At 62.4% G+C, this 22,644-nt stretch carries 20 protein-coding genes, 1 tRNA gene and 1 pseudogene; 3 read left to right on the top strand and 19 right to left on the bottom strand.

Annotated features, from left to right (window positions below):
* Positions 1 to 3: 3 nt before the first annotated feature.
* The 13 genes from nuoF to G5S42_RS24530 all read right to left on the bottom strand — a co-directional run bounded on the left by nuoF (position 4) and on the right by G5S42_RS24530 (position 11,861).
* A complete protein-coding gene (gene nuoF, locus G5S42_RS24470; RefSeq protein ID WP_176109123.1) occupies positions 4 to 1,332 on the bottom strand; it encodes an NADH-quinone oxidoreductase subunit NuoF in 1,329 nt (442 codons plus the stop codon).
* The gene (nuoE, locus tag G5S42_RS24475) at positions 1,329 to 1,814 is read right to left on the bottom strand and encodes an NADH-quinone oxidoreductase subunit NuoE (protein ID WP_013088938.1); all 486 of its coding nucleotides are present in this window, start codon (positions 1,812 to 1,814) and stop codon (positions 1,329 to 1,331) included. The genes nuoF and nuoE overlap by 4 nt, the downstream gene beginning before the upstream one ends.
* Positions 1,815 to 1,947: 133 nt before the next feature.
* Complete coding sequence (locus tag G5S42_RS24480) at positions 1,948 to 3,201, bottom strand: NADH-quinone oxidoreductase subunit D (protein ID WP_176109124.1); 1,254 nt, start codon at positions 3,199 to 3,201, stop codon at positions 1,948 to 1,950.
* A 9-nt stretch (positions 3,202 to 3,210) separates the two neighbouring features.
* Positions 3,211 to 3,813 carry an NADH-quinone oxidoreductase subunit C gene (locus tag G5S42_RS24485; protein ID WP_176109125.1) on the bottom strand — a complete coding sequence of 201 codons (603 nt, stop codon included), beginning with the start codon at positions 3,811 to 3,813 and terminating at the stop codon, positions 3,211 to 3,213.
* A 20-nt stretch (positions 3,814 to 3,833) separates the two neighbouring features.
* Entirely contained in the window at positions 3,834 to 4,313 is a 480-nt protein-coding gene (locus tag G5S42_RS24490; RefSeq protein WP_006052903.1) for a NuoB/complex I 20 kDa subunit family protein, read from the bottom strand.
* Between the two features lie 62 nt (positions 4,314 to 4,375).
* The gene (locus tag G5S42_RS24495; RefSeq protein ID WP_018420012.1) at positions 4,376 to 4,735 is read right to left on the bottom strand and encodes an NADH-quinone oxidoreductase subunit A; all 360 of its coding nucleotides are present in this window, start codon (positions 4,733 to 4,735) and stop codon (positions 4,376 to 4,378) included.
* 158 nt (positions 4,736 to 4,893) lie between these two features.
* Positions 4,894 to 4,978, bottom strand: a tRNA-Leu gene (locus tag G5S42_RS24500).
* A 112-nt stretch (positions 4,979 to 5,090) separates the two neighbouring features.
* A complete protein-coding gene (secG, locus tag G5S42_RS24505; protein ID WP_176109126.1) occupies positions 5,091 to 5,486 on the bottom strand; it encodes a preprotein translocase subunit SecG in 396 nt (131 codons plus the stop codon).
* Between the two features lie 82 nt (positions 5,487 to 5,568).
* Positions 5,569 to 6,345, bottom strand: a complete 777-nt coding sequence (tpiA, locus tag G5S42_RS24510) for a triose-phosphate isomerase (protein ID WP_176109127.1) — start codon at positions 6,343 to 6,345, stop codon at positions 5,569 to 5,571.
* 97 nt (positions 6,346 to 6,442) lie between these two features.
* Positions 6,443 to 7,459 carry an NAD(P)H-quinone oxidoreductase gene (locus G5S42_RS24515; RefSeq protein WP_176109128.1) on the bottom strand — a complete coding sequence of 339 codons (1,017 nt, stop codon included), beginning with the start codon at positions 7,457 to 7,459 and terminating at the stop codon, positions 6,443 to 6,445.
* Positions 7,460 to 7,604: 145 nt separating this feature from the next.
* Positions 7,605 to 9,740 (bottom strand): polyribonucleotide nucleotidyltransferase, encoded by a 2,136-nt coding sequence (gene pnp, locus G5S42_RS24520; RefSeq protein ID WP_176109129.1) that lies wholly within the window; start codon positions 9,738 to 9,740, stop codon positions 7,605 to 7,607.
* Positions 9,741 to 10,086: 346 nt separating this feature from the next.
* Complete coding sequence (rpsO, locus tag G5S42_RS24525; protein WP_008920609.1) at positions 10,087 to 10,359, bottom strand: 30S ribosomal protein S15; 273 nt, start codon at positions 10,357 to 10,359, stop codon at positions 10,087 to 10,089.
* Between the two features lie 194 nt (positions 10,360 to 10,553).
* Positions 10,554 to 11,861: a branched-chain amino acid ABC transporter substrate-binding protein gene (locus tag G5S42_RS24530; protein ID WP_176109130.1), complete on the bottom strand. Its 1,308-nt coding sequence runs from the start codon at positions 11,859 to 11,861 to the stop codon at positions 10,554 to 10,556.
* 187 nt (positions 11,862 to 12,048) lie between these two features.
* Here G5S42_RS24530 and G5S42_RS24535 point away from each other — a divergent pair, with 187 nt between their 5' ends.
* The 3 genes and pseudogenes from G5S42_RS24535 (at position 12,049) to G5S42_RS24545 (ending at position 15,134) form a co-directional block, all read left to right on the top strand.
* Complete coding sequence (locus G5S42_RS24535) at positions 12,049 to 12,600, top strand: hypothetical protein (RefSeq protein WP_176109131.1); 552 nt, start codon at positions 12,049 to 12,051, stop codon at positions 12,598 to 12,600.
* A 228-nt stretch (positions 12,601 to 12,828) separates the two neighbouring features.
* Positions 12,829 to 13,464 (top strand): annotated as a pseudogene (locus tag G5S42_RS24540) (carbonic anhydrase).
* 107 nt (positions 13,465 to 13,571) lie between these two features.
* Positions 13,572 to 15,134, top strand: a complete 1,563-nt coding sequence (locus tag G5S42_RS24545) for a SulP family inorganic anion transporter (RefSeq protein WP_176109132.1) — start codon at positions 13,572 to 13,574, stop codon at positions 15,132 to 15,134.
* A 126-nt stretch (positions 15,135 to 15,260) separates the two neighbouring features.
* Here G5S42_RS24545 and G5S42_RS24550 read toward each other — a convergent pair whose 3' ends face one another.
* The 6 genes from G5S42_RS24550 to G5S42_RS24575 all read right to left on the bottom strand — a co-directional run bounded on the left by G5S42_RS24550 (position 15,261) and on the right by G5S42_RS24575 (position 22,344).
* Entirely contained in the window at positions 15,261 to 16,808 is a 1,548-nt protein-coding gene (locus G5S42_RS24550) for a 2-isopropylmalate synthase (RefSeq protein WP_176109133.1), read from the bottom strand.
* A gap of 368 nt (positions 16,809 to 17,176) precedes the next feature.
* The gene (pssA, locus tag G5S42_RS24555) at positions 17,177 to 18,046 is read right to left on the bottom strand and encodes a CDP-diacylglycerol--serine O-phosphatidyltransferase (RefSeq protein ID WP_176109134.1); all 870 of its coding nucleotides are present in this window, start codon (positions 18,044 to 18,046) and stop codon (positions 17,177 to 17,179) included.
* 24 nt (positions 18,047 to 18,070) lie between these two features.
* Entirely contained in the window at positions 18,071 to 18,709 is a 639-nt protein-coding gene (locus G5S42_RS24560) for a phosphatidylserine decarboxylase (RefSeq protein WP_018420001.1), read from the bottom strand.
* A 133-nt stretch (positions 18,710 to 18,842) separates the two neighbouring features.
* Positions 18,843 to 19,859, bottom strand: a complete 1,017-nt coding sequence (ilvC, locus tag G5S42_RS24565; protein WP_008920617.1) for a ketol-acid reductoisomerase — start codon at positions 19,857 to 19,859, stop codon at positions 18,843 to 18,845.
* A gap of 105 nt (positions 19,860 to 19,964) precedes the next feature.
* Positions 19,965 to 20,456 (bottom strand): acetolactate synthase small subunit, encoded by a 492-nt coding sequence (gene ilvN, locus G5S42_RS24570; RefSeq protein WP_008920618.1) that lies wholly within the window; start codon positions 20,454 to 20,456, stop codon positions 19,965 to 19,967.
* A 124-nt stretch (positions 20,457 to 20,580) separates the two neighbouring features.
* Positions 20,581 to 22,344: an acetolactate synthase 3 catalytic subunit gene (locus tag G5S42_RS24575; protein WP_176109135.1), complete on the bottom strand. Its 1,764-nt coding sequence runs from the start codon at positions 22,342 to 22,344 to the stop codon at positions 20,581 to 20,583.
* Positions 22,345 to 22,644 lie beyond the last annotated feature (300 nt).

The following is a 22,644-nucleotide window of genomic DNA, read 5'->3' on the forward strand; positions in this document are numbered from 1 at the left end:
GACTCAGGCTGCCACTGTTTCGGGCGCCGCCGCCGTGCCGGCATGGCCGCCGACGAGGCAATGCTTGTGGGCGACGTGATATTCGAATTCGTCCCAGTAGTGCTTGAGCATGCCCCGAACCGGCATGGCTGCCGCGTCGCCGAGCGCGCAGATCGTGCGGCCCATGATGTTTTCCGCGACCGAGTTCAGCAGATCCAGATCTTCCTGGCGGCCGAGACCATGCTCGATACGATGTACGACGCGATACAGCCAGCCCGTGCCTTCACGGCAAGGCGTGCATTGACCGCACGACTCTTCGTAGTAGAAGTACGACAGGCGCAGCAACGAGCGCACCATGCAGCGCGTCTCGTCCATCACGATCACCGCGCCCGAGCCGAGCATCGAGCCAGCCTTCGCGATCGAGTCGTAATCCATGTCGGTCTGCATCATCATCTCGCCCGGAATCACCGGCGCCGATGAACCGCCAGGAATCACGGCCTTGATCTTCTTGCCGCCGCGCATGCCGCCGGCGAGTTCCATCAGCGTCGCGAACGGCGTGCCGAGCGGAATTTCGTAATTGCCCGGACGCTCGACGTCGCCCGACACCGAGAAAATCTTCGTGCCGCCGTTGTTCGGCTTGCCGATTTCAAGGTAATTCTGCGGTCCGATGGCGAGCAGGAACGGCACCGCCGCGAACGTTTCGGTGTTGTTGATGGTGGTGGGCTTGCCGTACACGCCAAAGCTCGCCGGGAACGGCGGTTTGAAGCGCGGCTGACCCTTCTTGCCCTCGATCGATTCGAGCAGCGCGGTTTCCTCGCCGCAGATATAAGCGCCGTAACCGTGGTGCGCATGCAGCTGGAACGAGAAGCCCGAGCCCATGATGTTGTCGCCGAGGAATCCGGCGCGGCGAGCTTCTTCCAACGCTTCTTCGAAGCGCTTATAGACTTCCCAGATTTCGCCGTGAATATAGTTGTAGCCGACCGTGATGCCCATCGCGTACGCGCCGATCGCCATACCTTCGATCAACGAATGCGGATTGAAGCGCAGAATGTCGCGGTCCTTGAACGTACCCGGCTCGCCCTCGTCCGAATTACAGACGAGGTACTTCTGGCCCGGGAACTGGCGCGGCATGAAGCTCCACTTCAGACCGGTCGGGAAGCCCGCGCCGCCGCGGCCCCGCAGACCCGACGCCTTGACGTCGGCGATCACCTGCTCGGGCGCGATCTTTTCTTCCAGGATGCGACGCAGCTGGGCATAACCGCCGCGCGCCACGTAGTCTTCGAGATGCCAGTTGTCGCCGTTCAGTCCGGCGAGAATCAGCGGTTTGATGTGACGATCGTGTAAAGCCGTCATTTCGAAAGTTCCTCGAGCAGCTGGTCGATCTTCTCGCGGCTCATGAAGCTGCACATGCGTTGGTTGTTCACCAGCATCACCGGCGCGTCGCCGCACGAACCCATGCACTCACCTTCTTTCAGCGTGAATTTGCCATCGGGCGTGGTTTCGCCGAAGTCGATGCCGAGCTTCTGCTTCAGGTATTCAGCGGCGCTTTCGGAGCCGCCGTCAGGGCCGAGCTGGCACGGCAGGTTCGTGCAGAGCGTGATCTTGAACTTACCGACCGGCGAGGTCTCATACATCGTGTAGAAGGTCGCTACCTCCTGCACGGCGATTGCCGGCATGCCGAGATAATCCGCGACGAACTGCATGAGTTCGGGCGACAGCCAGCCATGCTCGGTTTGAGCAGTGGCCAACGCCGACATCACGGCGGACTGTTTCTGATCGGCGGGGTACTTTGCGACCGCACGATCGATTTCTTTCAGGCCTTCAGCTGAGATCATTTTCAGACACGACTCTTTCAATTCCTACCGAACGAAAACCTGTCGCTCACGTGATACTGCGACAGACCCGGCGTTCCTTTGCTTGACGCGCGTGGCGGTGCAACGACCGCGGACGCGCGTCGATGAATACGTCCTAGCGATCCACTTCGCCGAACACGATGTCCTGCGTGCCGATGATCGTCACGGCATCGGCGATCATGTGGCCGCGGGCCATTTCGTCAAGCGAGGACAGGTGTGCATAGCCCGGCGCGCGGATCTTCAGACGGTATGGCTTGTTGGCGCCGTCCGAGATCAGATAGATGCCGAACTCGCCCTTCGGATGTTCGACTGCGGCGTACGCCTCGCCTTCGGGCACGTGGAAGCCTTCGGTGAACAGCTTGAAGTGATGGATCAGATCTTCCATGTTCGACTTCATGCCGACGCGCGACGGCGGCGCCACCTTGTGATTGTCCGTCATCACAGGGCCGGGATTTTTACGCAGCCACTCAATGCACTGTTTCGCGATCCGGCACGATTGACGCATTTCTTCGACGCGTACCAGATAGCGGTCGTAGCAATCGCCATTCACGCCGACCGGAATGTCGAAGTCGAGCTTGTCATAAACTTCATACGGTTGCTTCTTGCGCAGGTCCCACTCGACGCCCGAGCCACGCAGCATCGCGCCGGTCATGCCGAGTTGCAGCGCCCGCTCCGGGCTGACCACACCGATGCCGACCAGACGCTGCTTCCAGATCCGGTTGTCGGTGAGCAGCGTTTCGTATTCGTCCACGCACTTCGGGAAACGGCTGAAGAAGTCGTCGATGAAGTCGAGCAGCGAACCCTGACGGTTCTCGTTCATCTTCGACAACGCCTTCGCATTGCGAATCTTCGACGCCTTGTATTGCGGCATTGCGTCAGGCAGATCGCGGTAGACGCCACCCGGACGGTAGTAGGCCGCGTGCATCCGTGCGCCGGACACCGCTTCGTACACGTCCATCAGGTCTTCGCGCTCACGGAACGCATACAGGAACACCGCCATCGCACCGACGTCGAGCGCGTGCGCGCCGATCCACATCAGGTGATTCAACACGCGCGTGATTTCGTCGAACAGTACACGAATGTATTGCGCGCGCAGTGGCACGTCGATGCCGAGCAACTTCTCGATGGCAAGCACGTAGCCGTGCTCGTTGGCCATCATCGACACGTAGTCGAGACGGTCCATGTACGGCACGGACTGGATAAACGTCTTGCTTTCGGCGAGCTTTTCAGTCGCGCGATGCAGTAGACCGATGTGCGGATCGGCGCGCTGAATCACTTCGCCGTCGAGTTCGAGCACGAGACGCAACACACCGTGCGCTGCCGGGTGCTGCGGACCGAAGTTGAGCGTGTAGTTCTTGATCTCTGCCATGACGTTCCCTTAGTGTTTCAGACCGCCATAGCGATCCTCGCGGATCACGCGCGGCGTGATTTCCCGCGGCTCGATCGTCACCGGCTGATAGACGACGCGCTTCTCTTCCGGGTCGTAACGCATCTCGACGTAGCCGGAGACAGGGAAATCCTTGCGGAACGGATGACCGATAAAACCGTAGTCGGTCAAAATGCGGCGCAGGTCCGGGTGACCTTCGAAGACGATGCCGTACAGGTCGAACGCTTCGCGCTCGTACCAGTTGACCGAATTCCAGATATCGACGACGGACGGCAGGATCGGCATGTCGTCGTCCGGCGCGAAAACGCGCAGACGCAGACGCCAGTTGTTCTGCACCGACAGCAGATGCAGCACTGCTGCAAAACGCGGGCCGTCGTAAGCGCCTTCAGCATAGGTCTGGTAGTCGACGCCGCACAGGTCGACACACTGCTCGAAACCGAGCGAGCGGTCGTCGCGCAGGCGCTTTGCCACGTTGAGGTAGTCGCCAGCCTTGACGACGATCGTCAATTCACCGACCGACTCGGTCACGCTCGTCAGGAGGCCGCCAAAGGCCGCCTCGAGGTTCGCTTTCAGGGTCTCGAGTTTGCTTGCCATATTGTGGGGAGGCTTTGGCCTTATTGACGGGCGATGGTGTTGGTGCGGCGAATCTTGGCTTGCAGCTGGATCACGCCGTACACCAGCGCTTCCGCGGTGGGCGGACAACCCGGCACGTACACGTCGACCGGGACAATCCGGTCGCAGCCGCGCACCACCGAGTAAGAGTAGTGGTAATAGCCGCCACCGTTCGCGCACGAGCCCATCGAGATCACCCAACGCGGCTCCGCCATCTGGTCGTAGACCTTGCGCAGAGCGGGCGCCATCTTGTTGCACAGCGTACCGGCGACGATCATCACATCCGACTGACGCGGACTCGGACGGAACACGACACCGAAACGGTCGAGGTCATAACGGGCGGCGCCCGCATGCATCATCTCGACCGCGCAGCATGCGAGACCGAACGTCATCGGCCACAGCGAGCCGGTGCGCGTCCAGTTGATCAGTTTGTCTGCCGTAGTGGTGACAAACCCTTCTTTCAAGACCCCTTCGATACTCATTTGCTTTCCACTCCAGACGGGGCGGCAAGCCTGGCCACCCACGCAAACCGGCGATTAATCCATCATTCCCAGTCGAGGCCGCCCTTCTTCCAGATGTAGGCAAAACCAAGCAGGAACTCGAGCAGGAAAATCATCATTGCCGTGAACCCGGCCCAGCCGATGTCACGCAATGCCACGCCCCACGGGAACAGGAACGCGGTTTCAAGATCGAAAATGATGAAGAGAATGGCGACGAGGTAGTAACGCACATCGAACTTCATGCGCGCATCTTCGAATGCTTCGAAGCCGCACTCGTACGGTGCGTTTTTTTCGGTGTCGGGTTTGTTGGGACCGAGGAGCTTGCCGATACTGACCAGTGCTACGCCTAAACCGGTGCCCACAATAAGGAACAACAAAACGGGGAAATAGGCTGCGAGGTTCAAGACAATCCTCAATCGGTTGGTTCTGAGTGCCGTCAGGAGCATAGCACCCCTGACGCGAAATCACTTCCTCAACACGCATGACGTAAGCCCTACAGCCATACGCCAGAAGTGAAAATGCCAGCCGAAGCGAAGCAAGCGGCTGGCATTTAGATAACATTTGGTGCCGACGGCGAGACTCGAACTCGCACAGCTTTCGCCACTACCCCCTCAAGATAGCGTGTCTACCAATTTCACCACGTCGGCACTAGATGCAATCCGGGAAAACAACTTGTAAAACCCGCGAATCGCTTCAAGACTTGAATTGTAACTTGTTTAAACAGATTGTTCAACGCACAAGAGCACGCCTACAGAAAATTTATTTCGGCACACCCGTTGCCGGAACCGACGCAGGCGAAGCCGGCACTGCGGGCGATGCCGCCACCGGAGCCGAGCCCGCAGCCGGTGCGGAAGCAGGCGAAGCCGCGATCGGTGCAGTAGCCGCCGCGCCCAGCACGCCTGCCGACGGCTTCACGTGATACGCACCAAGGTAAGTGAGCGCCAAGGTCGTGGCAAAGAACAGCGCTGCGAGCACCGCCGTGGTACGCGACAGGAAGTTCGCCGAACCCGTCGCACCGAACAGGCTACCCGATGCGCCGCTGCCGAAAGCTGCGCCCATGTCGGCACCTTTGCCGTGCTGCAGCAATACGAGGCCGATGACCCCGAGCGCGGACAACAACTGAACGACGATAATCAATGTTTTCAAATACAGCATCACACTCACCTGAGTCTTTATTTAACCGCGCCGCACACTGTGTGTTGCGCGAAAAGGAGTCATCCTCGTCGAGACGCCCTGCTTAACCCGCCACGCTGGTCGCAGCGGCCGCCTTGCAGATCGCCAGGAAATCCTGATCTTTCAACGACGCGCCGCCGATCAGGCCGCCGTCGATATCGTTCTGACGGAACAGTTCTTCCGCGTTGTCCGGTTTCACGCTGCCGCCGTACAGCAACGGTACGTCTGCCGCACCCTTTGCCGCGAGACGAGCACGCAGGAACGCATGCACGGCCTGCGCCTGTGCCGCCGATGCGCTCTTGCCGGTGCCAATTGCCCACACCGGCTCATACGCGACGACGAGGCGAGCCGCGTCCTGAGACGACAGCTTCGCGAGCACTTCGTCGAGCTGACCGCCGACGACCTGCTCGGTCGAACCAGCCTCGCGTTCTTCGAGCGTTTCGCCGACGCACACGATCGGCGTCAAACCCGCCTCGAGCACACGCTGCGCTTTCACCGCGACCAGCTCGGCGCTTTCGCGGTGATACGCGCGCCGCTCCGAATGCCCGACGATCGCAAACGTGGCACCGAAGTCCGTCACCATTGGCGCAGCCACTTCGCCGGTATAGGCGCCATGCGTGAACGCGGACACGTCCTGCACACCCCACACGACCGGGCTGCCTTCGAGCAGCGACTGCGCCTGCGCGACATAGAGGCTCGGCACGCAGACACCGACGCGCACGTCGGCCGGCAATTCATTGGCGCCCTGCACGACTGCGCGCAACAACGCGGCGTTCGCGGCGAGCCGCCCATGCATCTTCCAGTTACCGACTACCAGTTTGGCTCGTTGTTGATTAGACATCGTCTCGTATTGTCCTGTCTTGCCAGTCCGACCTGCTCCGGCGCGCGCAAAACGCGCAATTTTACTGCGTGGGGTGGATCGGGTCAAACCGATGGTGTCAAGCCTCCTGACCCCACGTCAACACGATCTTGCCGACGTGGGTGCTGCTTTCCATCAGCGTATGCGCGTCGGCAGCCTGGGCGGCGGGAAACACGCGATGCACGACCGGCTTGATGCGCCCGGCTTCGAGATGCGGCCATACGCGCTCTTTCAATTGCGCGGCGATCTGTGCCTTGAACTCGATCGGCCGTGGCCGCAGTGTCGAACCGGTAACGGTCAGGCGGCGACGCAGCACTTCGTTCAGGTTCAGCTCCGCCTTCGCGCCGCCGAGCAGCGCAATCAGCACGATGCGGCCACCGTCGGCGAGCGCCGACAGTTCGCGCGGCACGTAGCTGCCCGCGACCATGTCGAGGATCACGTCGACGCCACGATCGTTGGTCAGCGACTTGATGACTTCGACGAAATCCTCAGTCCTGTAGTTGATCGCCCGTTCGGCGCCGAGCGCTTCGCACGCGCGGCACTTGTCGTCCGAGCCTGCGGTGGCGAACACACGGAAGCCCAGCGCGTGCGCAATCTGGATCGCCGTCACGCCGATGCCGCTCGATCCGCCCTGCACGAGCAGCGTTTCGTTCGCGCCGCCCTCACCCTGGCCGAGCTGCGCGCGATTGAACACGTTGCTCCACACCGTGAAGAAAGTCTCGGGCAGCGAAGCCGCTTCGACGTCCGACAATCCCGCCGGCACGGGCAGGCATTGCAGAAGCGGCGCCGCCGCATACTCGGCATAGCCGCCGCCCGCGAGCAGCGCGCAAACGCGGTCGCCAATCTTCAGACCGAACGGATTGTTCTTCGCTTCGATCGTGCCGCCGACGATCTCGCCCGCCACCTCCAGCCCCGGCAGATCCGACGCTCCCGGCGGCGGCGCATAGCCGCCCTTGCGCTGAAACACGTCCGGACGATTGATGCCGGATGCCGCCACCTTGATCAGCACCTCGCCAGCCTTGAGCTGCGGCGTCGGACGCTCCGCCAGCTTGAGGACTTCCGGGGCACCGAATTCAGTGATTTCGATCGCTTTCATCTGCGTCAACTCCAAGATTGGATTGCGTTGCCTACCCGTTGCTGCCGTCCGCCGTAGCGCTGCGATTCGAATACGCAACGCAATCCATCCTGCATGAAAAACGGCCGGCGTGCATAACACGGCCGGCCGTTTGTCCGTTACCGACTTACTGCGGCGTCGGTTCGCCTTGCGGCGCGTCGTTCAGCAGTGCCTTCGCCGACAGACGCACACGACCCTTCTCGTCCGTCTGGATGACCTTGACCTTCACCTGCTGGCCATCCTTCAGATAGTCGTTGATGTCCTTGATGCGCTCGTTCGCGATCTCGGAAATATGCAGCAGACCGTCCTTACCCGGCAGGATGTTCACGATCGCGCCGAAGTCGAGCAGCTTGAGCACGGTGCCTTCGTACACCTGGCCCACTTCGACTTCCATCGTGATCGCTTCGATACGACGCTTCGCTTCGGCCATGCCTTCGCTGTTCGTGCTCGCGATCGTGACGACGCCGTCGTCCGAAATGTCGATCGTCGTGCCGGTTTCTTCGGTCAGCGCACGGATCACCGAGCCGCCCTTGCCGATCACGTCGCGGATCTTTTCCGGGTTGATCTTGATCGTGATCATGCGCGGTGCGAACTCCGACAGCTGGGTGTTCGCGCCTGCCACGGCCGAGGTCATCTTGCCGAGAATGTGCATGCGGCCTTCCTTAGCCTGCGCGAGCGCGACCTGCATGATTTCCTTCGTGATGCCCTGGATCTTGATGTCCATCTGCAGCGCGGTCACGCCTTGTTCCGTACCCGCGACCTTGAAGTCCATGTCGCCGAGGTGATCTTCGTCGCCGAGGATGTCGGTCAGCACCGCGAAGCGGTTGCCTTCGAGAATCAGGCCCATCGCGATACCGGCGACGTGAGCCTTCATCGGCACGCCGGCGTCCATCAGCGCGAGGCAGCCGCCGCACACCGAAGCCATCGACGACGAACCGTTCGACTCGGTGATTTCCGAGACGACACGGATCGAGTAGCCGAATTCGTCGGCGCTCGGCAGGCACGCGACGAGCGCGCGCTTGGCGAGACGGCCGTGACCGATTTCACGGCGCTTCGGCGAACCGACGCGGCCCGTTTCGCCGGTCGCGAACGGAGGCATGTTGTAGTGGAGCATGAAGCGTTCGCGGTACTCGCCTTCCAGCGCGTCGATGCTCTGCTCGTCGCCCTTCGTGCCGAGCGTCGCGACCACCAGCGCCTGCGTCTCGCCGCGCGTGAACAGCGCCGAGCCGTGGGTACGCGGCAGCACGCCGGTGCGGATTTCGATCGGGCGCACGGTGCGCGTGTCGCGGCCGTCGATACGCGGCTCGCCGTTCAGGATCTGGGTACGGACGATCTTCGCTTCGATGTCGAACAGCACGTTGCCGACCGACGCTTTGTCGGCCGCCACGGTACCGGCTGCCGCCGCTTCTTCTTCGAGCTTCGCCGAGGTCGCCGCGTAGACTTCCTTCAGCTTGGTCGAGCGAGCCTGCTTGTCGCGGATCTGGTAAGCGGCGAGCAGATCGGCTTGCGCGAGTTCCGTGACGCGCGCGATCAGCGCTTCGTTCTTCGCGGCCGGCTGCCAGTCCCACTCGGGCTTGCCGCCTTCGCGGACTAGTTCGTGGATCGCGTCGATCGCGGTCTGCATCTGCTCATGACCGAACACGACGGCGCCGAGCATCACCTCTTCGCTCAGCTGCTGCGCTTCCGATTCGACCATCAGCACCGCGCGTTCCGTACCGGCGACGACGAGGTCGAGCGCCGATTCCTTCATCTGCGGACGCGTCGGATTCAGCACGTATTCGTTGTTGATGTAGGCCACGCGTGCCGCGCCGACGGGGCCATTGAACGGCAGGCCGGACACCGCGAGCGCCGCCGATGCGCCGATCAGCGCCGGGATGTCGGCGGGGATTTCCGGATTCAGCGACAGCACGTGAATCACGACCTGCACTTCGTTGTAGAAGCCTTCCGGGAAGAGCGGGCGCAGCGGACGGTCGATCAGTCGCGAGATCAGCGTCTCGCCCTCCGACGGACGGCCTTCGCGACGGAAGAAGCCACCCGGGATCTTGCCGGCGGCGTAGGTCTTTTCGATGTAATCGACGGTGAGGGGGAAGAAGTCCTGGCCCGGCTTCGCGGTCTTCGCGCCGACCACGGTGGCGAGCACCACGGTGTCTTCGACGTCGACGATCACCGCGCCGCTCGCCTGGCGAGCGATTTCACCGGTTTCGAGGCGAACGTTGTGCTGCCCCCACTTAAACTCTTTGACGATCTTATTGAACATAGTCATTGCTTTTCCTCATCGTAATGCCGCGCGGACCGGAAGCGGCGCGGCAACGCCGGGGCCGGCGCCGCATGGGAAGAGTCGTGCTATGCCATTCCAGAGAGTCACGTGCTGCACGCGCGCGCGAACCGCTGGAATGACACAAAACTCTGCCCTGAAGCCCGGCCTTGTTTCCTGTTACTGCTTTTCTACTGCTGCTCTGCTACTGCTACTACGCTTGCCCGTGGACGCCGCGCGAACCGGCATACGCCGCGGATCACAGGCGGTGCGCGTTACACGAAGCGCGCCGTGCAAAAACAAAATGCCTGTATCAGCGAAACTGACACAGGCATCTTGCTGAACGACTGGCCGATTACTTACGCAGACCCAGCTTCTCGATCAGGCTGCGGTACCGATCCGCGTCCTTACCCTTCAGGTAGTCGAGCAGCTTGCGACGGCGACTCACCATGCGCAGCAGACCGCGGCGGCTGTGGTGATCCTTCGTGTGCTCCTTGAAGTGGGAGGTCAGTTCGTTGATACGGGTCGTGAGCAGCGCGACCTGAACTTCGGGGGAGCCGGTGTCGTTAGCTGCGCGTGCGAATTGCGCGACGACTTCGGACTTCTTGCTTGCTTCAACTGCGGACATGTCAATTTCCTTGATAACTGGACAGGCGGTCACGGAAGAAAGGCCGTGCCGTGGGATACCCGTTTCACAATTTACTGAGCCCCGTTCGTGGCTGAATTAGCTGAATGAGAACCCAGCCGAACAACGGGACGCGTATTGTAGCACAGCCGACTTCTGCCGCGAAGCCCGCACTAGCAAGGCGAATCGCGCGTCGCTCAGGGGCGCCGCATCCGACAGACCGTCGGCAATACCGTGCGCTCGGCTGATAGCGCCAGCACCGTGCGAAAGCCGTAGCCGGAACCTTCGTTATCGAAATGCACGCCGGGTGTGCCGGCTTTGTCCATCTGCATCACGTAAAGGGGCTGGATCAGCTGATGGTCGTCGGCGCGCATCCAGGATGCGTGAAAACCGTTGTCGAAGCGGATTGCCTCGAGCGCTTTCGCGACCGCCGTCGGATCGGCGCTGCCGGCGCGGTTCATCGCGGCGGCGAGTGTGTCGAGCAGCAGTGGCATACGCAGCACCGGATAGTCGTCCTGCGCGGCCGGATAGCGCGCGCGGAACGCCGCGTACCATGCATCGGAGGGCGCGCCGCCGACGTTCGGATGCCACTCGGCCACGGCGATCACGTGACCCACGCCCGCGTCGCCGAGGGCGGCCGGCGCCCCGAGGCTGTTGCCATAAAACGTGTAGAACTTCGTGTCGAGGCCCTGCTCGCGCGCCGCCTTCACGAGCAACGTCAGGTCGTTGCCCCAGTTGCCGGTGATCACGGCGTCCGCGCCGCTCGCGCGGATCTTCGCGATGTACGGCGCAAAGTCCTTCACTCGACCGATCGGGTGAAATTCGTCGCCGACCACCGCGATGTCGGGGCGCTTCGCCGCGAGCGTCGAGCGCGCGAGGCTGCTCACGTCGTGGCCGAAGCTGTAGTCCTGGTTCAGCAGGTAGACCTTTTTCACCGTCTTGTCGCGTTCGATCACCTCGGCGAGCGCGGCCATCCGCATGCCCGCGTGCGCGTCGAAGCGGAAGTGCCAGAAGCTGCAGCTCGCGTTGGTGAGCGCGGGGTCGTCGGCCGAGTAGTTCAGGAACAGTTCCCGGTTGTCCGGCTCGCGGCTGTTCTGCTTGTCGATCGCGCCGATGAGCGCCGCGGCGACCGCCGAGCTATTGCCCTGCAGGATGTAGCCGATATGGCGATCCGCGGCTGCGCGCATTTGCGTCAGCGCTTCCTCCGCGCTGCCCTTGCTGTCGAGCACGACGAGTTCGAACGGATGCGCGCCGTCCGCGAGCGTCACGCCGCCGCGCGCGTTGACCTGCTCGACGCCGAAACGCAGATTGCGCTCGACCGCCGCGCCCGCGTTCGCGAACGGGCCGGACATGCCTTCGATCAGCGCGAGCCGGATCGGGGTGCCCGTGGGTTTGCCGGTCGGATTCACCCCCGAACTCGTCGCCTGAGCCACGCCAACGGCCACCGCCGAAATTGAGATCGTCGTCAGCGCAATCGCCGCCGCCCGTTGCCACACCGCCGTCATGGTCGTCCTGCCTGAATCTTCGAAGCGCGGATCATAGAACCACGCGCACGGAATAGGCAAGCCGGCGCATCCGTTCTCCTTTGGAGGCGACCCACGTTCGGGTGGCGCCATTCTTCCGCCACGGCGCGTGTCAAAATGGTGGGTCTCGATGATAAGAACCGCTATTCAAACGCCATCGGAGGAATACATGTCGAACCGCCATCACCGCACGGCGGCCTCTATCACAACCCCGGCCGGCGCGAGTCTGCGGCGCGCCGCGTTCGTTTGCCTGAGCGTGCTCGCGCTCGCCGGCTGCGCCCAGCCGTGGCAGCAGTATCAACAGGGAGCGGATGCATCGACGGTGATCGCGCGGCTCGGACCGCCGCGCGAAACCTACGACCTGCCCGACGGCGGCAAGCGCCTGATGTGGCCGACCCAACCGATGGGCGAAACCACCACCGCCGCCGACATCGACGCGGCCGGCAAGGTCGTCAACATGCGCCAGGTGTTGCAACCCAACGAGTTCTACCGCGCCGAGATCGGCAAATGGACGCGCAGCGACGTACTGGTGAACTTCGGCCGTCCGGTCGAAACGTCGTACTTCCCGATGATGAGGCGCGAAGTCTGGACCTATCGCTATCTCGAGGACAACGTCTGGTACATGCTGTACAGCTTCTACTTCGATGACCAGGGCATCTTGCGCCTCATGCAGAAGACCCCCGACCCGCTGCACGAGCCCGACCGCCGCAGCCTGTTCTGAATGCTGAGCGCGATCTTCGAAGGAAGAACGCTATCTCAATAAAGCTGCCTTCCGTAGGCAGCTTTTTTATTCTCTAAGCATAAAGACGAATTTTATCCTGTTCACGTCAACAACTTCGCAAAAGAAAGGTTATTGTAAACACCGTTCGTGCACCGCCTGACGATCGACCGCGCAACTGCGGTTCCGGTCCGGTGCCAGGTCAATTGCCTCTGTTACGGAGCTGCTACGATGAACCGCCCCAAACACCTGCTGGTCGCCAACGTCGCGTGGGCCCATGAAACCGCGACGCGCAATCCGGCATTCTTTCGCGACCTCATGCGCGGACAGAATCCACACATTCTGTGGATAGGCTGTGCGGACAGCCGAGTGCCCGCCGAAACGATCACGCATTGCGAGCCCGGCGATCTGTTCGTCCATCGCAACATCGCCAACCTGTTTGATCCCGGCGACGACAACGTCGCGAGCGTCCTCGAATACGCGGTGAGAGTGCTCAAAGTCGGCCACGTGATCGTCTGAGGACACTATGGCTGCGGCGGCGTGCGCGCCGCGCTGCTGCCCCCGGACCCCGCGCTGCCCCATGTAAACCGGCGTATCGCGCCGCTCTGCGCGCTCGCGCAAACGCATCACCCGGAACTGGACGGCGCGGCGACCGAATCGGATCGCGTCAACCGCCTCGCCGAGCTGAACGTGCTCGAACAGGTGCGGCAGCTACGGGCGAGCCCGATCGTGCACGAGAGTGATCCGGCGCCGCTCGTGCACGGCTGGATCTTTGCGCTCGACGACGGGCGCATCAAGGTTCTCACCTCCGGCTACAGCGCCGACGACGCGATGACATGCCCGACCGCCGCGCACAGCGCGGCCTAGCGAAGCGCGTCGCACCCGCGATTCGAACCGCGGACGGAGCCGACAGCGGAATCCTCATCGAGCCCCCTGTTCGTCGCCCGCCGCCCCACCTCTCGCTTCTGGACTCCATGGATACTCAAACCCCCTTCTCCGCGCTCCAGCGCGACGTGCTCGCCGGAACGGCCGTTTTTCTGGTGGCGCTGCCGCTTTGCCTCGGCATTGCTCACGCATCGGGCGTCGACCCATTTGCCGGACTGGTGTCGGGCATCATTGGCGGGCTCGTGGTTGCCGCGCTGAGCGGCTCGCGCCTGAGCGTGAGCGGCCCGGCCGCGGGCCTCGTCGTGATCGTCGTCGACGGCATCGCGCGGCTTGGCGGCTTTTCCGCTTTCCTGCTGGCTGTGCTGCTGTCGGGCGTCATCCAGTTCGGCTTCGGCATGCTCAGGGCTGGCCGGTTCGCCGCCTACGTGCCGTCGCCGGTGATCAAGGGGATGCTCGCGGCCATCGGCGTGCTGTTGATCCTCAAGCAGTTTCCCGTAGCGCTGGGGCTGTCCGGCACCGCTCATTCCGCCCACTCGGCGGCGGCGCTCGCAACGCCGCTCGGCCCAATCTCGCTGACCGCCGTGCTGATCACGCTGCTGTCGCTAGCGATCCTCGCCGGCTGGGAAACCCGCGCGCTGCGCCGCTTCGCTGTCGTGCGCATCATGCCGGCGCCGCTCGCGGTGGTGCTGCTCGGCATCGGCGCGACGCTTGCTCTCGATCTCGTCGCGCCATCGCTGGCACCGGCCGCCGAACGGCGGGTCGCGTTGCCGTCGCTCGAATCGTTCGCGGCACTGCAAGCCGTGCTCACGTCGGCCGACTTCGGACCACGGTTCGCCCAGCTCATCAATCCAGACATATGGCGCGTTGCGATCACGATCGCCATCCTCGCAAGTCTCGAAACGCTACTGAGCCTCGAAGCGGTCGAACAGATCGATCCGGAACGCCGCCGCGCACCGCCCGATCGCGAACTGAAGGCGCAGGGCGTGGGCAATCTGATCGCGGGTGCGATCGGTGGCCTGCCGATCACCGCGGTGATCGTGCGTAGCTCCGCGAACGTGCATGCCGGCGCAAAAAGCCGGCTCTCAGCGATCGTTCATGGCGTGTTGCTTCTCGTCAGCGTGTTCGCGCTCACCAGCGTGATCAACCTGATCCCGCTCGCCTGCCTTGCCGCGATCCTGATCTTCACCGGGTTCAAACTCGCCAAGCCGTCGTTGTTCGCCGGGCTCGCGCGACAGGGATTCGCGCCGTTCGCACCGTTTATCGTCACGGTCGTCGGTGTGCTCGTCACCGATCTGCTGATCGGTATCGTGCTCGGCATACTGTGCAGCATGCTGTTCGCGCTGTACGCAAACCTGCGCGGCCCGATCGTGCTCGCGCAGCATGGCGATCACTACCTGCTGTCGTTTCGCAAGGACGTGTCGTTTCTCGGCAAGGTGCCGCTCAAGCACTATCTGCAGCAGATTCCGGATGGCGCCACCGTCATCGTCGACGCGACACGCGCCGATTTCGTCGATCACGACGTGCGCGAACTGCTGGATGCGTTCGTCGCGGATGCGCCCCGCCGCGGAATCACCGTCGACCTCAGATATCAGGTCCGCGAGCAGGCGCGCGCAACGAGCGGCTGGTCGCTGCGGCGCACGACAGCGGAGTAGTCCCCGCGTATCGGGTCATCGCGCCCGCGCGATGACCGCGAAAAAAAGCCCCGCGTGCCAGGCATTGCGGGGCTTCTCCTTCGATTCACCGTCGAGATTGCGCGCTACCGGCGCGCCATGTTCGCGTTACTCCGAGCGCTGCGGATTCAACTTGTCCGCATTCGAATAGAGTTTGTTGAGCGCCGAGAAATACGCCTTCGCGGACGCCGCGACGATATCCGGATCGGTGCCGGTGCCGTTGACGATGCGCCCGCTCTTCGACAACCGCACGGTCACTTCGCCTTGTGCCTGAGTGCCGGTCGTGATCGCGTTGACCGAGTACAGCAGCAGCTCGGAGCCGCTGCCCACTTCCGTTTCGATCGCGTTGAGCGTGGCGTCGACCGGGCCGTTGCCGCGTGCTTCGCCGGTGATCTCTTTGCCCTCTACCGAGAACACGACCTTCGCGTGCGGCTGCTCGCCGGTTTCCGAATGCTGCGACATCGACAGGAATTTGTAGTGTTCCTTCTCGTGCGCTTCGGCCGATTCCTCGTTGACGATCGCGATGATGTCTTCGTCGAAAATCTCCGCCTTGCGATCCGCAAGTTCCTTGAAACGCGCGAACGCGGTATTCAGTTCGGCTTCACTGTCGAGCGCGATGCCGAGCTCCTGCAGACGCTGTTTGAACGCATTGCGGCCCGACAGCTTGCCGAGCACGATCTTGTTCGCGGTCCAACCCACGTCTTCCGCACGCATGATTTCGTAGGTGTCGCGCGCCTTCAGCACGCCGTCCTGATGGATGCCCGACGCGTGCGCGAATGCGTTCGCGCCGACCACGGCCTTGTTCGGCTGCACGACGAAACCAGTGATCTGCGACACCAGCTTCGAGGCCGGCACGATTTGAGTCGTATCGAGACCGACTTCGAGTCCGAAGTAATCCTTGCGGGTCTTCACCGCCATCACGATTTCTTCGAGCGACGTATTGCCCGCGCGCTCGCCGAGACCGTTGATCGTGCATTCGACCTGGCGCGCGCCGCCGATCTGCACGCCGGCGAGCGAATTCGCGACCGCCATGCCGAGGTCGTTGTGGCAATGCACGGAGAACACCGCCTTGTGCGAGTTCGGAATGCGCTCGCGCAGCGTCTTCACGAGCTGGCCATAGAGCTCCGGCACGCCGTAGCCGACCGTGTCCGCGATGTTGATCGTGGTCGCGCCTTCGGCGATCACCGCTTCCAGCACACGGCACAGGAAGTCCATATCCGAGCGGCTGCCGTCTTCCGGCGAGAATTCGACGTTGTCCGTGAACTTGCGCGCGAAACGCACCGCGAGCCTGGCTTGCTCGAAGACCTGCTCGGGCGTCATGCGCAGCTTCTTTTCCATGTGAAGCGGCGACGTCGCGATGAACGTGTGGATGCGGAAATGATCGGCCGGTTTCAGTGCGTCGGCGGCCTTCTGAATGTCCTTGTCGTTCGCGCGCGCAAGCGAGCAGATCGTGCTGTCTTTCACCAGACCGGCGATCGTATGGATCGCGTCGAAGTCGCCGTTCGAGCTGGCCGCGAAACCCGCTTCGATCACGTCGACTTTCATCCGTTCGAGTTGCTTGGCGATGCGGATCTTCTCTTCCTTCGTCATCGACGCGCCGGGCGATTGCTCGCCGTCACGCAGCGTGGTGTCGAAAATGATCAGTTTGTCGGACATGTCGGGCCTCCTCGGGAGTCGTTCAGATGTGGGACTTGGTTTTGGAATAGGACGATGGGCGCCACCGCTGGCAAGGTAGGGCGATCGCGATGATCGCGGCCGGCGCGGACGGAACGCAAAAACGCATAAGGGCGAGAACCACGCATGATGGCGCGGCGCAGCGAACGGGCTCGCCGACCCGGCAAAATCGGCCACGCCAACGCACTGATCCGACGACTATAGCGGCATTCCAGCCACCACGCAATGCACGCCAGGGCGGCCTGCGGCGCGCTCCGAAGCGGGCTCGTAACAGCATCAGCCAACGAAAAACGGCAGCACGTGGGCTGCCGTTTTTGGTATGTCGCTGCGATGCAGCGAAGTTCGAATCGTCACCGGTCGTGCGACATCGAACGCGCCGGATTGGCCCGGCCGCGCATCGCCTGATACGCCCAGAACACGTAGCCGGACAGACCGTACAGCACGAACAGACCGAACAGCATCAGCGGCGGGTCGGACGACACCAGCACGAACGCGACCACCACCAGCAGGATCACGCCGAACGGTACGCGATGCCGCACGTCGAGCGCCTTGCCGCTGTAGAACGGTGCGTTCGACACCATCGTCACGCCCGCATAGATGGTCAGCACGAACGCGACCCACGGCAGCCAAACGAGCTTCAGCGGCACGCGGTTGTCGGTGGCGAGCCACACGAAACCGGCGATCAGCGCCGCCGCGGCCGGGCTCGGCATGCCCTGGAAAAAACGCTTGTCGACCACGCCGATGTTCGTATTGAAACGCGCGAGCCGCAGCGCCGCGCCGGAGCAATAGACGAACGCCGCGAGCCAGCCCCACCGGCCGAGGTCTTTCAGTATCCACTCGTACATCACGAGCGCGGGCGCAACCCCGAACGACACCATGTCCGACAGGCTGTCGAACTGCTCGCCGAACGCGCTTTGCGTATGCGTCATGCGCGCGACGCGGCCGTCCATGCCATCGAGCACCATAGCGACGAAGATGGCGATCGCCGCGATCTCGAAGCGCACGTTCATCGCCTGCACGACGGCGAAGAAACCGCAGAACAGCGCGGCCGTGGTGAACGCGTTCGGCAGCAGGTAGATGCCGCGCTTTCTGAGGAATTGCTGACGCTGCGCGCGCCGGCTGTCGACGGCCGGCGACTCCGTGACCACCGGCTTGTTGCGACGAAACGGACGCGGCAGCGGTCCGCTGCTGCGAGGTCGACGCGGTTTGAATGCGGCCATTCGGACAACCTCCTGTATGCCGCTTTACAGCTCGGCGAGGATCGTGGACGACGCCGACACCTTCTCGCCGATCGATACGCGCGGGCGGCTGCCCACCGGCAGATACACGTCGACGCGCGAACCGAAGCGGATGAATCCGTAGCGCTGGCCACGGGTCAGCGGCTCGCCGGCACGGACGTAGCAAAGAATGCGCCGTGCGATCAACCCGGCGATCTGCACCGACGTGACCGTCTGGCCGCCGGCCATCTCGATCACGACCGCGTTGCGTTCGTTTTCGAGCGAGGCTTTATCGACCGCGGCGTTCAGATACGCGCCGGGAAAGTATTCGACCTTCGAGATCGCGCCGTCGACCGGCGAGCGCTGCGAGTGCACGTTGAACACGTTCATGAACACGCTGATCTTCAGCGCTTCGCGATTCGCATAAGGGTCATGCGCGGTTTCCACCGCGACGATGCGACCGTCGGCGGGACACAGCACCGCGTTGGCCTGGGTCGGAATCGGACGCGCCGGATCGCGGAAGAACTGCACGATGAAGATCAGGATCAGCCAGAAGAGCCACGCAAAGCCGAACCCCGCGAAGGCGTGAACCAGTAATGCAACGACGGCCGCGATGGCGATGAACGGCCAGCCTTCTCGCGCGATGATCGGATGAGGGTAATTCATGGATGGCTTCTGTGTTTTTGTAAAACCGTAGGATAGCAAAAGCCGCCCAGGGTTCAGCACCCTTGGACGGCTTTTTGACTGGTCCGGCCGCCGCGCTGAAGGCGCCGCGCCGGACCTCGTGACGTCGAGACGCTTAGTTCTTCGACTGGTCGACGAGCTTGTTCTTCGCGATCCACGGCATCATTGCGCGCAGCTTCGAGCCAACCTGCTCGATCTGGTGCTCGGCCGTCAGACGGCGACGCGATTGCAGCGTCGGTGCGCCAGCCTTGTTTTCGATGATGAAGCTCTTCGCGTATTCGCCGGTCTGGATGTCGGTCAGCACGGCCTTCATCGCCTTCTTCGTTTCAGCGGTCACGATGCGCGGACCCGTCACGTACTCGCCGTACTCGGCGTTGTTCGAGATCGAGTAGTTCATGTTCGCGATGCCGCCTTCGTAGATCAGGTCGACGATCAGCTTCAGTTCGTGCAGGCACTCGAAGTACGCCATTTCCGGCGCGTAGCCCGCTTCGACCAGCGTTTCGAAGCCAGCCTTGATCAGGTCGACGGTACCGCCGCACAGCACAGCCTGCTCGCCGAACAGGTCGGTTTCGGTTTCTTCGCGGAAGTTCGTTTCGATGATGCCGGCACGGCCGCCGCCGTTAGCCGCTGCGTACGACAGCGCGATGTCGCGCGCTGCGCCCGACTTGTCCTGGGCAACCGCGATCAGGTGCGGCACGCCGCCACCTTGCGAGTAGGTGCCGCGAACCGTGTGGCCCGGTGCCTTCGGCGCGATCATGATCACGTCGAGGTCGGCGCGCGGGATCACCTGGCCGTAGTGAACGTTGAAGCCGTGCGCGAAAGCGAGCGCTGCGCCCTGCTTGATGTTCGCGTGAACTTCCTTCGCGTATACGTCGGCGATCTGCTCGTCCGGCAGCAGCATCATCACGACGTCCGCGCCCTTCACCGCTTCCGCGACTTCCTTGACTTGCAGGCCAGCGTTTTCAGCCTTGCTCCACGATGCGCCGCCCTTGCGCAGACCGACCGTGATGTTCACGCCGCTTTCCTTCAGGTTCAGCGCGTGCGCATGGCCTTGGGAGCCATAGCCGATGATGGTGACCTGCTTGCCCTTGATGAGGGAGAGATCGGCGTCCTTGTCGTAGAAAACTTTCATGTCGGTTCCTTGGCTAGATTCGATGATTCAGAAAAATTCAGGTACTGCGAATGTTGTTATTGCCGGTTGGGCGATGCCGCGTTGCCCGGCCGTTCGATCGTGACGTCAGACCTTCAGAATGCGCTCGCCGCGACCGATGCCCGAGCTGCCCGTGCGGACCGTCTCGAGAATCGCCGTGGAGTCGAGCCCCTCGATGAAGGCGTCGAGCTTGTCGCTCGCCCCCGTCAGTTCGATCGTGTAGGTCTTTTCGGTGACGTCGATGATGCGGCCGCGGAAAATGTCCGACATCCGCTTCATCTCCTCACGTTCCTTGCCGACCGCCCTCACCTTGATCAGCATCAGCTCGCGTTCGATGTGGGCGCCCTCGGTAAGGTCGACCACTTTCACCACCTCGATCAGGCGGTTCAGATGCTTCGTGATCTGTTCGATCACGTCGTCCGAGCCAACGGAGACGATGGTCATGCGCGACAGCGAACGGTCTTCGGTCGGAGCCACCGTCAAGGTTTCAATGTTGTAGCCGCGTGCCGAGAACAGACCCACCACGCGCGACAATGCGCCCGGTTCGTTTTCCAGCAGGACGGAAATGATGTGTCTCATGTTTCGCTTCTTCCAGATGTAGTGTCGATGTCTGCGAGCGGAGCGGCGCCGCTTCGTCTGCTTTCGCCTTTTGTGAAGGCGCGCATCACGAAGCCGGCGCTGGAGTTACCCGTGCGCCCCGTCGTTAAAGATCTTCCGAACCCATGAGCATCTCGGTGATGCCCTTGCCGGCCTGAACCATCGGCCAGACGTTTTCGGTCGGATCGGTCTGGAAGTCGAGAAACACCGTGCGATCCTTCAGGCGCAGCGCTTCCTTCAGCGCCGGCTCCACATCGGCCGTGCGCTCGATGCGCATGCCCACGTGACCGTACGCTTCGGCGAGCTTCACGAAGTCCGGCAGCGCATCCATGTACGAATGCGAATAGCGCTTGCTGTATTCGATCTGCTGCCACTGGCGCACCATGCCCAGGTAGCGGTTGTTCAGCGAAATAATCTTGATCGGCAGGTCGTACTGCTTGCAGGTCGACAGCTCCTGGATGCACATCTGGATCGAGCCTTCGCCCGTGATGCACAGCACGTCGTCGTCCGGATGGGCCATCTTCACGCCCATCGCGGCAGGCAAGCCGAAGCCCATCGTGCCGAGGCCACCGGAGTTGATCCAGCGACGCGGCTTGTTGAACTTGTAGAACTGCGCGGCCCACATCTGGTGCTGGCCGACGTCGGAGCACACGAACGCGTTGCCGTCGGTCAGCTCCCACGCCTTTTCGACCACGTACTGCGGCTTGATGATGTCGCTCTTGCGGTCGAACTTCAGGCAGTCTTTCGCGCGCCAGCCTTCGATGTCCTTCCACCACTCGGCGAGCGCCGCGGTGTCGGGGCCATGCTCGGCCGTCTGCAACTGCTCGATCAGTTCCTTCAGCACTTCCTTCACGTCGCCGACGATCGGAATGTCGACCTTGACGCGCTTGGAAATGGAAGAAGGATCGATGTCGATATGGATGATCTTGCGCGGCCGCGACGCGAAGTGATTCGGATCGCCGATCACGCGGTCGTCGAAACGCGCGCCGATGGCGATCAGCACGTCGCAGTGCTGCATCGCCATGTTGGCTTCGTACGTACCGTGCATGCCGAGCATGCCGAGGAATTTCTTGTCGCTCGAGCGGTAGCCGCCAAGGCCCATCAGCGTATTGGTGACCGGATAGCCAAGCAGATCGGCAAACTGGTTCAGCTCACGCGACGCGTCCGCGAGCACGATGCCGCCGCCGGTATAGATATAGGGGCGCTTCGCCGACAGCAGCAGCGACACCGCCTTGCGGATCTGACCGGAGTGGCCCTTCGTGACCGGGTTGTATGAGCGCAGCGACACGCTCTTGATCGGCTCGTATTGGCACGCCGCCTTCGACACGTCCTTCGGAATGTCGATCAGCACAGGGCCGGGACGGCCGGTACGGGCGATGTAGAAAGCTTTCTTGACGGTGGCGGCGAGATCGCGCACGTCCTTCACGAGGAAGTTGTGCTTCACGCAGGGACGCGTGATGCCGACCGTGTCGCATTCCTGGAATGCGTCCTGACCGATCGCGGCAGTCGGCACCTGGCCGCTGATCACGACCATCGGGATCGAATCCATATAGGCGGTGGCGATGCCGGTCACGGCATTGGTGACACCGGGGCCGGAGGTCACGAGACAAACGCCGACCTTGCCGGTGGAGCGGGCATAGGCGTCGGCAGCATGCACGGCGGCCTGCTCGTGGCGCACCAGCACGTGCTGGAACTTGTCCTGCTTGTACAGCTCGTCGTAAATGTAGAGTACCGAGCCGCCGGGATAGCCCCAGATGAATTCGACGTCTTCGTCGGCCAGTGCCTTCATGAGCACGGTGGCGCCGATAGAGTCTGCTTCGTGAGGGGGGGTCGTATCCGACGTGGAGAATTCCGCGCTGGGCATATTCATTGATTCACCTTTCGAATTTTCGGCAAAAAATTGATCGGGTGCTCTCTGCCGGGCTTGTGGCTCGGGTTCAAGCGGCGCGTCCAGTTGACAGGCGGGCTTCTTGGGCCACACCTCAATTGAGACAACTCACTTATGTTGCGAACCAGCGACGATAGCTGTTGGCGCGCTCGCGGTCAAGAAAATATTGCCATTAGGACACCCGCAGGAGCACGCGATCGGACGGAATGTGATTGTCATGCAATTGCAAGGTTCAGCAGTTTCACCCCAATCTGAGCAAAAATTTGTTAGCATCCGCGAGTT

It is taken from the genome of Paraburkholderia youngii (assembly GCF_013366925.1).
GTDB classification, from domain to species: domain Bacteria; phylum Pseudomonadota; class Gammaproteobacteria; order Burkholderiales; family Burkholderiaceae; genus Paraburkholderia; species Paraburkholderia youngii.

Coding starts and splice junctions, on each gene's coding strand:
- nuoF (WP_176109123.1), bottom strand. CDS start 1,332: ATGACGGCTTTACACGATCGTCACATCAAACCGCTGATTCTCGCCGGA.
- nuoE (WP_013088938.1), bottom strand. CDS start 1,814: ATGATCTCAGCTGAAGGCCTGAAAGAAATCGATCGTGCGGTCGCAAAG.
- G5S42_RS24480 (WP_176109124.1), bottom strand. CDS start 3,201: ATGGCAGAGATCAAGAACTACACGCTCAACTTCGGTCCGCAGCACCCG.
- G5S42_RS24485 (WP_176109125.1), bottom strand. CDS start 3,813: ATGGCAAGCAAACTCGAGACCCTGAAAGCGAACCTCGAGGCGGCCTTT.
- G5S42_RS24490 (WP_006052903.1), bottom strand. CDS start 4,313: ATGAGTATCGAAGGGGTCTTGAAAGAAGGGTTTGTCACCACTACGGCA.
- secG (WP_176109126.1), bottom strand. CDS start 5,486: ATGCTGTATTTGAAAACATTGATTATCGTCGTTCAGTTGTTGTCCGCG.
- tpiA (WP_176109127.1), bottom strand. CDS start 6,345: ATGTCTAATCAACAACGAGCCAAACTGGTAGTCGGTAACTGGAAGATG.
- G5S42_RS24515 (WP_176109128.1), bottom strand. CDS start 7,459: ATGAAAGCGATCGAAATCACTGAATTCGGTGCCCCGGAAGTCCTCAAG.
- pnp (WP_176109129.1), bottom strand. CDS start 9,740: ATGACTATGTTCAATAAGATCGTCAAAGAGTTTAAGTGGGGGCAGCAC.
- rpsO (WP_008920609.1), bottom strand. CDS start 10,359: ATGTCCGCAGTTGAAGCAAGCAAGAAGTCCGAAGTCGTCGCGCAATTC.
- G5S42_RS24530 (WP_176109130.1), bottom strand. CDS start 11,861: ATGACGGCGGTGTGGCAACGGGCGGCGGCGATTGCGCTGACGACGATC.
- G5S42_RS24535 (WP_176109131.1), top strand. CDS start 12,049: ATGTCGAACCGCCATCACCGCACGGCGGCCTCTATCACAACCCCGGCC.
- G5S42_RS24545 (WP_176109132.1), top strand. CDS start 13,572: ATGGATACTCAAACCCCCTTCTCCGCGCTCCAGCGCGACGTGCTCGCC.
- G5S42_RS24550 (WP_176109133.1), bottom strand. CDS start 16,808: ATGTCCGACAAACTGATCATTTTCGACACCACGCTGCGTGACGGCGAG.
- pssA (WP_176109134.1), bottom strand. CDS start 18,046: ATGGCCGCATTCAAACCGCGTCGACCTCGCAGCAGCGGACCGCTGCCG.
- G5S42_RS24560 (WP_018420001.1), bottom strand. CDS start 18,709: ATGAATTACCCTCATCCGATCATCGCGCGAGAAGGCTGGCCGTTCATC.
- ilvC (WP_008920617.1), bottom strand. CDS start 19,859: ATGAAAGTTTTCTACGACAAGGACGCCGATCTCTCCCTCATCAAGGGC.
- ilvN (WP_008920618.1), bottom strand. CDS start 20,456: ATGAGACACATCATTTCCGTCCTGCTGGAAAACGAACCGGGCGCATTG.
- G5S42_RS24575 (WP_176109135.1), bottom strand. CDS start 22,344: ATGAATATGCCCAGCGCGGAATTCTCCACGTCGGATACGACCCCCCCT.